The organism is Streptococcus suis (genome assembly GCF_017601095.1).
Lineage (GTDB): Bacteria > Bacillota > Bacilli > Lactobacillales > Streptococcaceae > Streptococcus > Streptococcus suis_Z.
This window is the reverse complement of sequence record NZ_JAGFUX010000012.1, coordinates 24817-37654: the sequence shown is the minus strand read 5'-3', so window position 1 is coordinate 37654 and position 12838 is coordinate 24817. Positions and strand designations below refer to the sequence as shown.

Annotated in this window: 12 protein-coding genes; 11 read left to right on the top strand and 1 reads right to left on the bottom strand. The window is 43.4% G+C overall.

The window, feature by feature from the left end; all coding sequences use genetic code 11:
* The first annotated feature begins 1 nt into the window (after position 1).
* The 10 genes from J5566_RS09230 (at position 2) to glgP (ending at position 11085) form a co-directional block, all read left to right on the top strand.
* Positions 2-457, top strand: a complete 456-nt coding sequence (locus tag J5566_RS09230) for a GNAT family N-acetyltransferase (RefSeq protein WP_208563055.1) — start codon at positions 2-4, stop codon at positions 455-457.
* Complete coding sequence (locus J5566_RS09225; protein WP_208563054.1) at positions 454-963, top strand: cysteine hydrolase family protein; 510 nt, start codon at positions 454-456, stop codon at positions 961-963. The genes J5566_RS09230 and J5566_RS09225 overlap by 4 nt, the downstream gene beginning before the upstream one ends.
* Position 964: 1 nt before the next feature.
* Positions 965-1324 carry a ribosome silencing factor gene (rsfS, locus tag J5566_RS09220; RefSeq protein WP_208563053.1) on the top strand — a complete coding sequence of 120 codons (360 nt, stop codon included), beginning with the start codon at positions 965-967 and terminating at the stop codon, positions 1322-1324.
* A gap of 154 nt (positions 1325-1478) precedes the next feature.
* Complete coding sequence (locus J5566_RS09215) at positions 1479-2225, top strand: class I SAM-dependent DNA methyltransferase (RefSeq protein ID WP_208563052.1); 747 nt, start codon at positions 1479-1481, stop codon at positions 2223-2225.
* Positions 2222-3310, top strand: a complete 1089-nt coding sequence (locus J5566_RS09210; RefSeq protein ID WP_208563051.1) for a nucleotidyltransferase — start codon at positions 2222-2224, stop codon at positions 3308-3310. The genes J5566_RS09215 and J5566_RS09210 overlap by 4 nt, the downstream gene beginning before the upstream one ends.
* Positions 3311-3388: 78 nt before the next feature.
* Positions 3389-4117 carry a MerR family transcriptional regulator gene (locus J5566_RS09205; RefSeq protein WP_208563050.1) on the top strand — a complete coding sequence of 243 codons (729 nt, stop codon included), beginning with the start codon at positions 3389-3391 and terminating at the stop codon, positions 4115-4117.
* A gap of 80 nt (positions 4118-4197) precedes the next feature.
* Positions 4198-4608, top strand: a complete 411-nt coding sequence (locus J5566_RS09200; RefSeq protein WP_208563049.1) for a peptide deformylase — start codon at positions 4198-4200, stop codon at positions 4606-4608.
* A gap of 406 nt (positions 4609-5014) precedes the next feature.
* Positions 5015-7114 (top strand): ATP-dependent Clp protease ATP-binding subunit, encoded by a 2100-nt coding sequence (locus J5566_RS09195; protein WP_208563048.1) that lies wholly within the window; start codon positions 5015-5017, stop codon positions 7112-7114.
* 205 nt (positions 7115-7319) lie between these two features.
* Positions 7320-8828 carry a 4-alpha-glucanotransferase gene (gene malQ, locus J5566_RS09190; RefSeq protein WP_208563047.1) on the top strand — a complete coding sequence of 503 codons (1509 nt, stop codon included), beginning with the start codon at positions 7320-7322 and terminating at the stop codon, positions 8826-8828.
* The gene (gene glgP / locus J5566_RS09185) at positions 8821-11085 is read left to right on the top strand and encodes a glycogen/starch/alpha-glucan family phosphorylase (RefSeq protein ID WP_208563046.1); all 2265 of its coding nucleotides are present in this window, start codon (positions 8821-8823) and stop codon (positions 11083-11085) included. Before malQ ends, glgP begins: the two co-directional genes overlap by 8 nt.
* A gap of 56 nt (positions 11086-11141) precedes the next feature.
* Here glgP and J5566_RS09180 read toward each other — a convergent pair whose 3' ends face one another.
* Complete coding sequence (locus J5566_RS09180; protein ID WP_208563045.1) at positions 11142-11849, bottom strand: GntR family transcriptional regulator; 708 nt, start codon at positions 11847-11849, stop codon at positions 11142-11144.
* A gap of 195 nt (positions 11850-12044) precedes the next feature.
* Between J5566_RS09180 and J5566_RS09175 the strand changes: the two genes are divergently transcribed.
* Entirely contained in the window at positions 12045-12836 is a 792-nt protein-coding gene (locus tag J5566_RS09175) for an endonuclease/exonuclease/phosphatase family protein (protein WP_208563044.1), read from the top strand.
* The last annotated feature ends 2 nt before the right edge of the window (positions 12837-12838 follow it).

Sequence of the window (12838 nt, the reverse complement as noted above, 5' to 3'; positions counted from 1 at the left end):
GATGATTGCATTAAAACCTGTGGATGAAAGCTCCTATCAAGCAGTCTTGGACTTGACAGTAGCCGATGAGGACAAGGGCTTCGTGGCTCCCAACGTGCGTTCCTTGGCAGATGCCTGGTTATATAGAGAGAACGGGGATGTTTTCCCTTTTTCCATCTGGGTAGATGAACAGGTTGTTGGTTTTGCCTTGATTGACATTGATGAAGACATCCAGCAGTATATGCTCTGGAGGTTTATGATTGGTCAAGAATTTCAGGGGAAGGGCTATGGTCAGGTGGCTTTGGAGGTCGTAATAGCAATGGCTCAATCACATCCAGTCTGCAATCATCTGATAGTCGCCTATGTCAAGGGCAACCAAAAGATGGCAAGACTCTTGGAGAAGAATGGTTTTGTCTTAGATCTTGAAGAAGAAAGGGAATTGGTCTTCCGTTTGGAAACGCCTGGTGTTAAGTTATGAATTCTGCACTGTTAGTCATTGACATTCAAAACCTTCTAGTGGAGGAAAAACCTTATGCCATTGAAGAGCGATTAGCCCTCTGGCAAGATAGCATCACAAAAGCCCGTCAAGCGGGGGTAGAAGTCATCCATGTCCGCCATCATGATCAGGAATTGGTCAAGGGGACTGCTGACTGGGAGATTCACTCAATTGTTGCACCCTTAGCTAGTGAGAAGATTTTCGATAAGACCTTTAACAGTGCCTTCAAGGAAACGGGGCTTCATGCTTATTTGCAGAAAAAGGGAATTGAGCAGCTCATCATCATGGGCATGGCGACCAATTTTTGCATTGATACGACGATTAAAGTAGCCTTTGAACTAGGCTACAAGGTAGCTGTGATCCAGGACGGAACGACGACAGGTTATTCAGGCAAATTGGATGCCAAAGACTTGATTGACCACTACCAAAACATCTGGTCATGGAATTTTGCCCAGGTGGATAAATTAGAAAATATAATTAGAGGATAAGATGAAAGAACTAGATTTAGTAAAAGTTGTGATTCAGGCTGCTGATGACAAGCGAGCTGAGGACCTTGTTGTAATTGATGTTCAAGGCGTGACCAGCCTGACAGACTACTTTGTGATTGCCAGCTCCATGAACAGTCGCCAGTTGGAGGCTATTGCGGAAAACATCCGTGAAAAGGTAGCGGAAGTTGGAATCAAGGGTAGCCGTGTAGAAGGTGATAGTAACGGTGGCTGGGTCCTATTGGACCTTGGAGGCGTAGTCGTTCATATCTTCTCAGAAGAAATGCGTGACCTCTACAACCTTGAAAAATTATGGCATGAAGGCAGTTTCTTGGAAGTCGCAGACTTTTTAGAAGAGGAATAGTGAAACAGTTTGGGGAACTGTTTCAGCTGGTCACCATAAAACTCGAAAGTGACCAAAGAGAGTTCACTATTATGTAATTAGAAGTGATGAACTTCTTGAACACAGTGTGAGTTAATGAAGCAGTCGATGGGCTGCTTTTTATGAAAGGAAAAATATGGCAACTTATGAAACCTTTGCGGCGGTTTATGATGAAATCATGGATGACAGCTTGTATGATAAATGGACAGATTTTAGCTTGCGGAACTTGCCGCAAGACACCAAGACAATTTTAGAATTAGCCTGTGGGACAGGGATTCAGGCTGTACGTTTTGCTCAAAAGGGTTATGAGGTGACTGGGCTTGACCTGTCCTATGAAATGTTGGAATTGGCACAGAAAAAAGCAGAAGCAGCTGGGGTCATGATGGACTTGGCCAAGGCGGATATGCTGGAACTGGAAGGTATCGGCGATTTCGATGCGGTGACCTGTTACTCGGACAGTCTGTGCTACATGTCGGACCAAGAAGCCGTTTTGCGGGTTTTTGAAGGGGTTCACTCTGTTCTCAATCAAGGTGGTACTTTCCTTTTTGACGTACACTCCATTTATCAAATGGAGGAAGTATTTGCAGGCTATAGCTACCATGAAAACTACGAGGATTTTGCCTTTGTCTGGGATACTTACGAAGGGGAGCATGAGCATTCCATCGTTCATGAATTGACCTTCTTTGTCAAAGATGAGGACAGTCAAGAGGAGCGGTTTATCCGTCGGGATGAAGTGCATGAAGAGCGGACCTATCCGATTGAAACCTATGTGGAATTATTGAAAGAAGCTGGTTTTGCATCTGTGGAAGTCTTTGCGGATTTTGAAAATCAAGCACCGACAGAAACTAGCCAGCGGTGGTTTTTCAAGGCGGTCAAGGCATGATTTCAGGCATCGTAGCAGAATACAATCCCTTCCATACAGGTCATAAATACCTGCTGGAGCAGGCTGAGGGGTTGAAAATCGTGGTCATGTCTGGTAATTTCATGCAACGGGGTGAGCCAGCTATTGTGGATAAGTGGACACGGTCTCAGATGGCTCTGGAACACGGGGCAGACTTGGTTGTCGAGATGCCCTTTTTAGTGTCCGTCCAGTCAGCTGATCACTTTGCCAAGGGAGCCATCAGCATTTTACACAGGCTAGGTGTGGAGAAGTTGGTCTTCGGTACGGAAGAAATGCTGGATTACCAGAAAATTGCGGATATCTATGTGGATAAGTCGGAAGAGATGGAAAATTTTGTGAAAAACTTGCCAGACAATTTCTCTTATCCACAGAAGACCCAGGCTATGTGGCAGGAATTTGCGGGTCTAACCTTCACAGGTGATACGCCCAACCATATTCTGGCTCTGGCTTATGCTAAGGCGGTGGCTGGAACAGGCATTCAGCTCAGCCCTGTTCAACGGCAGGGAGCTGGTTTTCATTCGGAAGAGGTGGAAACGACCTACGCCTCGGCGACGGCTATCCGAAAGGGTGCTGACCAGCTGGACTTGGTGCGTGACTTTTTACCGTCTGCTAGTCTCTTTGAAGAGTCGACCAAGGTGAGCTGGAAGGATTTTTTTCCCCTGCTCCGCTACCAGCTTGCGACCCACCCAGATCTCAGTCAGGTCTTTCAGGTCAACGAAGAACTAGCCAGTCGTATCCGCTCTGCTATTGGGAGCGTAGCGACCGTGGAGGAGTTAGTGGAGGCCGTTGCGACCAAGCGCTACACCAAGGCGCGGGTGCGGCGAGTGCTGACCTACATCCTGGTCAATGCGGTGGAAACTCCCTTACCAGAAGCGGTCCATGTATTGGGCTTTTCAGCTCGAGGCCAGGCCTATCTCAAGACCGTCAAGGAGCGGGTGGGATTAGTGACGCGGATCGGCAAAGAGCCCTGGGACAGCCTGACCCAGCAGGCGGATGCAGTCTATCAACTGGGCGCTAACGCAATAGCAGAGCAGACCTATGGGCGCGTGCCGGTGAGGGTGGAGTGAGATGTAAAAGTTTTTTGATAAAATTCTTGACTCTCACCTTACGTTATCCCTTATACTGGGCATAGAGAGGAGATTTCTATGAGCGAAAATTGGACAGTTAAGCAGGTCAGTCACTTGACAGGATTGACGGTGAGGACCTTGCACCACTATGACCAGATTGGTTTGCTCAAACCAGCATTTGTGGCTGAAAATGGTTATCGCTACTATAATCAGGAGAATTTGGCTCGTCTGCAAGAAATTCTCTTATTTCGTGAGTTGGATCTTCCTCTCAAAGACATTCAGCAGCTTCTGGACGTGACGGAAGTCAATCGTCAGCAAGTCTTGCGGGACCATATCACCCTTTTAGAGCTCAAAAGGGAACGGCTGGATCGCATCATCAATCACGCCAGATTGCTCACAGAAAAAGGAGGAGAAGTCATGGATTTTCACGCATTTGACAGCAGTCAACTAGAAGCCTACAAGGTGGAGGCTAAGGAGCGGTGGGGGAATACCTCAGCCTTTGCGGAATTTGAAGAGAAATACGATGCCAGTAAGGACCGGGTGTTTGCTCAAGAGATGCAGGCTATTTTTGAAGTTTTTGGAAAAATGCTGAGCTTAGAAGTCAGTCATCCAGATGTGCAGGCTCAGGTAGCCAACTTGCAGGCCTATATCACGGAAAATTTCTACACCTGCACCAAGGAAATCTTACAAAATCTAGGTCTTATGTATGTTGAAGACGAGCGATTTTCAGCCAACATTGACCGAGCAGGTGGACCAGGCACAGCAGCCTTTGTCAGCCAAGCTATTGCGATTTATTGCCAAGAATAAACGAAAGAAGTCTAGTGAGAACTAGGCTTTTTTGGGGTATATGGTATACTAGATGAAGCTAGAAAATAAGGAGACACCCCATGATTCAACCTATTATGAAAGACATTTTCTTCCTGCAACAAAAGTCTGAGCCTGCGACTCAGAAAGATGTGCCGATCGGTAAGGACTTGCAGGACACTTTAGCAGCCAATGCTCATGCTTGTGTGGGCATGGCGGCCAATATGATTGGCGTCAAAAAGCGGCTTATCATCGTCAACATGGGCTTCACCAACCTGGTCATGTATAATCCCGTCCTCATCAGCAAGGCCAAGCCCTATCAGACAGAAGAGGGCTGTCTGTCACTGGAAGGTATCCGCCCGACGACACGCTATCAGGAAATTGAAGTGGAGTTTTTTGATGCTTCATGGAAAAAGCAGAGTCTAAAGCTGACAGACTTCCAAGCCCAGATTGTTCAGCATGAGCTGGATCATTTGGAAGGAATTATCATCTAAATCTACCGTCAGGTAGATTTTTTTGTATAAAAGTAAAAAATGGTCAAACAAAACTATTGACTTTTGCTGACCAATGGTGTAGAATAAGATTCGTAAGGTAAAGGGCCTTACGAATTCTTTGAACAAAAGGTCAGTTAAAGTCAAACGAAAAAGTTTGACTGACAAATTGACTAAATGGTCAGTAAAAGACAAACTTCTGAGGAGGGTACTATGAAAGACAGGATTATACCCTATTAGCGTCATTTAGTTTATCTTTTATTACTGCGTTAACTCGCTTTGCCGTACTTCAGTACTGCCTTCAGCTCGTTGCCTAGTACTAAAAGCAAACTAAAAGACTAAATCAATTTTTTTAAAACAAAGGTCAGTAAAAGTCAAAAGCAAATAAAACTTAAACGAGGTAAAAACGATGAACAACAATTTCAATAACTTTAACAATATGGACGACATTTTCAATCAGCTCATGGGCAACATGGGAGGCTACAGCACAGAACGTCGCCGTTATTCTATCAATGGGCGTGAAGTAACACCAGAAGAATTTGCTATGTACCGTCAGACTGGTCGCCTGCCACAGACAGAAGAAGTGGCTCAAACACAGGTTAAAGGTCAGATAAAGTCAGATGGGATTTTAGCAAAATTAGGTCGCAATTTGACCCAAGATGCGCGTGAAGGTAAGTTGGATCCAGTCATTGGACGCAACAAGGAAATCCAAGAAACCTCTGAAATCCTAGCTCGTCGGACTAAGAACAATCCTGTTTTGGTCGGTGATGCGGGTGTCGGAAAGACAGCGGTAGTAGAAGGCTTGGCTCAAGCCATTGTCAACGGAGATGTCCCAGCTGCCATTAAGAACAAGGAAATCATCTCCATTGACATTTCTGGCTTGGAGGCAGGGACCCAGTACCGCGGAGCTTTTGAGGAAAATGTGCAAAATCTTGTGGATGAAGTCAAAAAAGCAGGAAATATCATTCTCTTCTTTGATGAAATTCATCAGATTTTGGGAGCTGGTAGCACTGGTGGGGACTCAGGTTCCAAGGGCTTAGCGGATATTCTCAAACCAGCTCTTTCCCGTGGAGAGTTAACTGTTATCGGTGCCACTACGCAGGACGAATACCGCAACACCATTCACAAGAACGCTGCTCTGGCTCGTCGTTTCAATGAAGTCAAGGTCAATGCTCCGTCCGCAGAGGACACCTACCAGATTTTGAAAGGGATTAAGCCGCTTTATGAAGCCCACCACAATATTGAACTCCCAGATGAGGTCTTGCGTGCGGCAGTGGATTATTCAGTTCAATACATTCCACAGCGCAGCTTGCCAGATAAGGCCATTGACTTAATCGATGTGACGGCGGCACACTTGGCTGCCCAACACCCTGTGACAGATATTCAGACCTTGGAAACAGAGATGGCTGAAGCCAAACGTATGCAGTTAGAAGCAGCAGAAAAAGAGGATTACGAAAGAGCCTTGAATGAAAAGGTCCGTATTGACCAATTGCAAGAGCAGATTGATAACCATACGGAAAGCCAAAAGGTTGTAGCAAGTGTCAATGATGTGGCTCAGGCAGTTGAACGCATGACAGGTATTCCAGTTTCTCAAATGGGAGCTTCTGATATCGAACGCCTCAAGGACTTGAAAAATCGCTTAGCCACAAATGTAATCGGTCAAGATGATGCAGTGGAAGCAGTATCCCGTGCCATTCGTCGTAATCGTGCAGGCTTTGATGATGGTAACCGTCCAATCGGCTCCTTCCTCTTTGTTGGTCCGACTGGTGTTGGTAAAACAGAGTTGGCTAAACAACTAGCTCTAGACTTGTTTGGTAATAAGGATGCCATTATTCGTCTGGATATGTCTGAATACAGCGACCGGACAGCAGTTTCCAAATTAATCGGTACCACAGCAGGATATGTCGGGTATGATGATAATTCTCATACGCTAACAGAGCGTGTACGTCGCAATCCGTACTCTATTGTTCTCTTAGATGAGATTGAAAAGGCAGATCCACAAGTGATTACCCTTCTCTTGCAAGTGCTAGATGATGGGCATTTGACAGATGGTCAGGGCAACCAAGTCAACTTTAAAAACACCATTATCATTGCTACTTCAAATGCGGGCTTTGGTTATGATGTGCCAGTGACTGATGAGAAAGTGGCTATTATGGACCGCATTTCTCCTTACTTCCGTCCAGAATTTCTCAACCGTTTCAATGGGGTTATTGAATTTAAACACTTAGATAAAGAAGATCTCAAAGCCATCGTAGAATTGATGCTGGCACAGGTCAACAAGACCTTGGCTAAGAAGGGAATTAGTCTAGAGGTGACGGATGCAGCCAAAGAATTCTTGATGGAAGCAGGCTATGACCAGGCAATGGGAGCTCGTCCTATGCGTCGCGTGATTGAAAATCAAATCCGTGATAAGGTGACAGACTTCTATTTGGATAATGTTGAAGTCAAACACCTAGAAGCAGATGTTGTTGATGGAACTATCCAAATAAAAGAGCAAACCTTTTCATAAAATTATAGAATAATATAGAAAATTCGAGAATTAAACTCGGATTTTCTTTGTTTTTTCTTTTTAGAGAAATGTAGGTATATGATATATTTTACGAGTTCTTGACAGCTTTTACGTAAAACTTTCAAAAAATATTGTATAAATCCTTGACAAGTGCAAACGTTTGCGTTAAACTATCATTGTAATCGAAAGAAAGGAAAACGTTTTTATGGCGAATCGTACCAGTGGAATTTTAATGCATATTACCTCACTTCCAGGTAAGTTTGGTATCGGTACTTTTGGAAAGCCTGCCTATGACTTTGTAGATTTCTTGGTCGAAACCAAGCAGACCTACTGGCAGCTCCTTCCTCTCACAACGACAAGTTACGGAGATTCACCTTATCAATCATTTTCTGCCATTGCAGGAAATACACATTTAATTGATTTTGACTTATTAGCAGATGAAGATTTATTAGCTAATTTTGATTACCAAGATGTGAACTTTGGAGATGATCCAGAAAAAGTGGACTACGCCTTGATATATGAGGCTCGTCGTCCAATTTTGGAAAGAGCTGTAAAAAACTTTTTGAGCGATGATAAACGCAAGATTGCTTTTCAAGAATTTGAAAAAGCTAATTCTTCATGGTTAAACGACTATGCAGAATTTATGGCAATCAAGGAACACTTCGGTAACAAGGCCTTACAAGAATGGGATGACAAGAAAGTTGTTGCTCGAAATGAAGAAGCTCTCGAAAAATATCGCTTAGAATTAGCTGATCAGATTGACTACTTCAAAGTGACACAGTATTTCTTCTTTAGCCAGTGGAAACAGTTGAAAGAGTATGCCAACAAGAACCATATCAAGATTATCGGAGATATGCCGATTTATGTTTCAGCTGATAGTGTTGAAGTATGGACCAAACCGCAACTTTTCAAACTAGATGGTGAGCGAAATCCACTTTATGTGGCAGGTGTGCCTGCTGACAACTTTTCGGCAGATGGTCAATTGTGGGGCAATCCTCTCTATGATTGGGAGCAACATGAAAAAACAGGCTATAGCTGGTGGATTTATCGGATTCATGAGAGCTTCAAACTCTACGATGTACTGAGAATTGACCATTTTAAAGGTTTCTCAGACTACTGGCAAGTAGCAGGTGATGCAGAAGTAGCCAAAGTCGGCACTTGGGAGCCAGGTCCAGGCTACAATCTTTTCAAGGCGGTTAAAGAAACTCTTGGGGATCTACCGATTATCGCAGAAGACCTTGGAAATATTGATGCAAAAGCTCGCAAATTGCTTGCAGACTGTGGCTACCCAGGCATGAAAATCCTAGAATTTGGCTTCTTCGATGTGACAGGACAAAGCATTGACATCCCACACCGTTGCGTACCAAATTCAGTCGCCTATACAGGTACTCATGACAATGAGGTTGTGAACGGTTGGTACAACAATCTTGAACCTGAACAACAGGAATTTGTAGATGCCTATACCAACAGAAAACCAATTGAACCTGTTACTCAAGCTATGCTTCGGACACTCTTTGCGACCGTGAGTGATACTGCCATCGCTACTATGCAAGATGTCTTAGACTTGGGAGAAGATAGCCGGATGAACATGCCTTCAACTGTTGGTGGCAACTGGGAATGGCGGATGAAAGCCGAAGATTTAACCCAAGAACGCAAAGACTTCTTAGTCAAAATGACAACATTATATCAACGAGGAAATGAAAACCATGATTAACTTTACAACATTTGCAGAAAGCAAAGCCAATAAGAAATTAGCCGACATGACCAACCAAGAAATCTATCTTCAGTTGCTCAACTATGTCAAACTATCAGCGGCAGATATGCCAAAAAACACAGGTAAACGCAAGGTTTACTACATCTCAGCAGAGTTCTTGATTGGTAAACTCTTGTCAAACAACTTGATCAACTTGGGTGTTTACAAGGACATTCAGGCAGAATTAGCTGCGGCTGGCAAGTCTTTGGCACAGGTTGAAGATGTTGAACCAGAACCATCACTTGGTAACGGTGGTCTTGGTCGTTTGGCATCATGTTTTGTAGATTCTATGTCAACTCTTGGCATTAACGGTGAAGGTGTTGGTCTTAACTACCACTGTGGTCTGTTTAAACAAGTCTTCAAGGACAACCAACAAGATGCAGAGCCAAACTTCTGGATTGAAAATGACTCTTGGTTGATTCCAACGACAATCAGCTACGATGTACCATTCAAAAACTTCACATTGACTTCTAAGTTGGACCGTTTGGACATCCTTGGTTACAAGAAAGATACTAAAAACTACCTCAACTTATTTGATATCCAGTCTGTCAACTATGGCTTGATTGAAAATGGTATTACGTTTAACAAGACGGCTATTCAAGAAAACTTGACCCTCTTCTTGTATCCAGATGATTCAGACAAGAACGGGGAATTGCTCCGCATTTACCAACAATATTTCATGGTGTCAAATGCTGCCCAGCTCTTGATTGACGAAGCGATTGAGCGTGGTTCAAATGTGCGTGACTTGGCAGACTATGCTTACGTTCAAATCAATGATACTCACCCTTCACTTGTTATTCCAGAATTGATCCGTCTTTTGACTGAAAAACACGGCTTGGAATTTGCAGAAGCAGTGGCTATCGTTAAGAACATGACCGGCTACACCAACCACACTATCTTGGCGGAAGCACTTGAAAAATGGCCGTTGGACTTCTTGGAAGAGGTAGTACCTCACTTAGTAGATATCATCAAGGAATTGGATGCCTTGGTTGCGAAAGAAGTATCCGATGTAGCCCTTCACATCATCGACGAGTCTGGTCGTGTGCACATGGCTCACATGGATATCCACTTCTCAAACTCTGTCAACGGGGTTGCGGCTCTCCACACAGAAATCTTGAAAAACTCTGAGTTGAAAGGCTTCTACGAGCTTTACCCAGAAAAATTCAACAATAAGACAAACGGTATCACCTTCCGTCGTTGGTTGGAATTTGCTAACCAAGATCTTGCAGACTACATCAAGGAATTGATTGGTGATGACTATTTGACAGATGCGACTAAGCTTGAAAAATTGCTAGCATTTGCTGATGACAAGGAAGTTCATGCTAAATTGGCTGAAATCAAACACAACAACAAGTTGGCTCTTAAACGTTACCTCAAAGACAACAAGGGCATTGAGTTGGACGAAAACTCTATTATCGATACACAGATCAAACGTTTCCACGAGTACAAACGCCAACAAATGAACGCCTTGTATGTCATCCATAAATATCTTGAAATCAAGAATGGTAACCTTCCAAAACGTAAAATCACTGTTATCTTCGGTGGTAAGGCAGCTCCAGCTTATATTATCGCTCAAGACATCATTCATTTGATTCTTTGCTTGTCTGAGTTGATTAACAATGACCCAGAAGTGAGCAAGTACCTCAACGTTCACTTGGTAGAAAACTACAACGTAACCGTTGCTGAAAAACTGATCCCTGCGACAGACATCTCTGAGCAAATCTCATTGGCTTCTAAAGAAGCGTCAGGTACTGGTAACATGAAATTTATGTTGAACGGTGCTTTGACACTTGGTACTATGGACGGTGCTAACGTTGAGATTGCAGAATTAGCAGGCATGGATAACATCTACACATTTGGTAAGGATTCAGATACCATTATCGACTTGTACGACAAGGCTGGTTACGTATCTGCGGATTACTACAATGGTGATGCTAATATCAAACGTGCGGTTGACTTTATCGTCAGCGACAAAATCCGTGCACTTGGAAATGATGAGCGTCTTGGTCGCCTGCACCATGAATTGATCTCGAAAGACTGGTTCATGACCTTGATTGACTTAGCAGAGTACATCGAAGTTAAAGAGCAAGTCTTTGCAGACTACGAAGATCAAGATTCATGGAACAAGAAAGTTGTTCACAATATTGCTAAAGCAGGATTCTTCTCATCTGACCGTACAATCGAGCAGTACAACGAAGACATCTGGCACAGTAACTAATCCAAAACAAAAGAATGTTTCCGAGTAGAAACATTCTTTTTTTTGTATGTTTAATTTTACCGTTTGGCCATAGATACAAAGGTGACCTTGTCTGGTCGGTAGGTAATGGTGCCGTACTGGAAAGGACGACCGTCTGCCAGATAGGTGGTGCTAGTGACGGAAACTACCATGTCGTAGTTAGCTAGATCAAGCAAGGACTTTTCTTCCTCCGTCGCAAAGCGGAAGGAAATTTCTCGGCGGGAATGGGAAATTTCTAAGCCAAGGTCGTTTTCCAAATATTGATAAATGGAGCTTTCAGCGATTTCCTTGCTGAGATAGGGAACGATCCTGCGGTCAAAGTAGGAAATCTCATGCTCTAATCGCTCACCGTCAATGGTCCGAACGCGGCTGACACGGTAGAGATCCGTTTTTTCATCCACTTCCAATTCCTTCATGACTTCTGGTTGACCTTGGACGATATAGAGATTGGTTAGTTGGGTCTGGACTTGATGGTGGGCAGAGCGGTTGAGTTCGCTAACGGTCTTCAATTCGGACACAAATGGTTTTCGAACAAGGTTATGGTACAAAATAATGGAATTTCTGCCTTGACGTTTTTGGATATAGCCATCCATCTCCAAGAGAGATAGGGCCTTGCGGATGGTGTCCTTGGAATAGGAGTAAATCTCCATCAGTTCATTTTCTGTAGGCATCTCTTGATTGGCCTGCCAGATATTTTGTTCAATTTTTTCCTTGATGTCAGCATAGACTTTTTTGTATTTACTCATTTGGGGTAACTTCCTAGCTTGCTATTTACCGTTAGTATATCATAAAAATTACCAAAGGTCAGTATTCTAAGTTCAAGTAACTTTTACGGAAAACTATTAAAATTGTTCCGTAAAACCATTGACACTTGAAAACGTTTACGTTATAATAAGGTTACAAGTTGAAAAGGTTTTACGAAGTAAATAGAAAGGAGCGACATGAAGTTACTAACAGTCAATGTTCATGCCTGGCTAGAAGATGACCAGCATGAGAAAATGGATATTCTGGCTCAGACCATTGCACAAAAGCAATATGATGTAATCGCTCTCCAGGAAGTCAATCAACTGATGACAAGTCCCTTGGTGACCAAAGACTTACGCCAAGACAATTATGGTTTGGTTTTGCTTGAAAAGCTGAAAGAGCTTGGAGTGACAGACTATTCTTATTTCTGGTCCAATTCTCATATCGGCTATGATAAGTATGATGAAGGGATTGCCTTTCTAACAAAATTACCGGTCTACGAAGTGGATGCCTTCTACTGCAGTCAGAACCAAGAACTGACATCAATCCTTTCTCGTAAGATTATTGGCTTGACGGTGGCATATGGGAATGAGTTGATTGACTTGTATTCCTGCCATATCAATCTTCCTGACAGTGAAGAAGAAAATCAGTTGGAGAATATTCGCTCAATTGTGGAACGGACAAGTTCGGGGCGCTTGAAAATTCTAATGGGAGATTTCAATACGGATGCCCTGTCAAATCCACAAGCCTATCAAGCTATCAAGGATTTAGGCTTATATGATAGTTATGATTTGGCCGAGGAAAGGGATAGTGGAATCACCGTTGAAAAAGCCATTGATGGGTGGGCAGGTCATAGTCAGGAAAAACGTCTGGACTATGTGTTCTTAAATCAGAAAAGACTGGTTCAATCCAGTCGTGTGATTTTCAATGGGGATAATCTTCCCATTATTTCAGACCACTTTGGTGTGGAAGTTAACATTAGTATTTAAAG

Bases quoted from the DNA above. Each gene is read 5' to 3' on its own strand.
- J5566_RS09230 (WP_208563055.1), top strand. From the start codon at position 2: ATGATTGCATTAAAACCTGTGGATGAAAGCTCCTATCAAGCAGTCTTG.
- J5566_RS09225 (WP_208563054.1), top strand. From the start codon at position 454: ATGAATTCTGCACTGTTAGTCATTGACATTCAAAACCTTCTAGTGGAG.
- rsfS (WP_208563053.1), top strand. From the start codon at position 965: ATGAAAGAACTAGATTTAGTAAAAGTTGTGATTCAGGCTGCTGATGAC.
- J5566_RS09215 (WP_208563052.1), top strand. From the start codon at position 1,479: ATGGCAACTTATGAAACCTTTGCGGCGGTTTATGATGAAATCATGGAT.
- J5566_RS09210 (WP_208563051.1), top strand. From the start codon at position 2,222: ATGATTTCAGGCATCGTAGCAGAATACAATCCCTTCCATACAGGTCAT.
- J5566_RS09205 (WP_208563050.1), top strand. From the start codon at position 3,389: ATGAGCGAAAATTGGACAGTTAAGCAGGTCAGTCACTTGACAGGATTG.
- J5566_RS09200 (WP_208563049.1), top strand. From the start codon at position 4,198: ATGATTCAACCTATTATGAAAGACATTTTCTTCCTGCAACAAAAGTCT.
- J5566_RS09195 (WP_208563048.1), top strand. From the start codon at position 5,015: ATGAACAACAATTTCAATAACTTTAACAATATGGACGACATTTTCAAT.
- malQ (WP_208563047.1), top strand. From the start codon at position 7,320: ATGGCGAATCGTACCAGTGGAATTTTAATGCATATTACCTCACTTCCA.
- glgP (WP_208563046.1), top strand. From the start codon at position 8,821: ATGATTAACTTTACAACATTTGCAGAAAGCAAAGCCAATAAGAAATTA.
- J5566_RS09180 (WP_208563045.1), bottom strand. From the start codon at position 11,849: ATGAGTAAATACAAAAAAGTCTATGCTGACATCAAGGAAAAAATTGAA.
- J5566_RS09175 (WP_208563044.1), top strand. From the start codon at position 12,045: ATGAAGTTACTAACAGTCAATGTTCATGCCTGGCTAGAAGATGACCAG.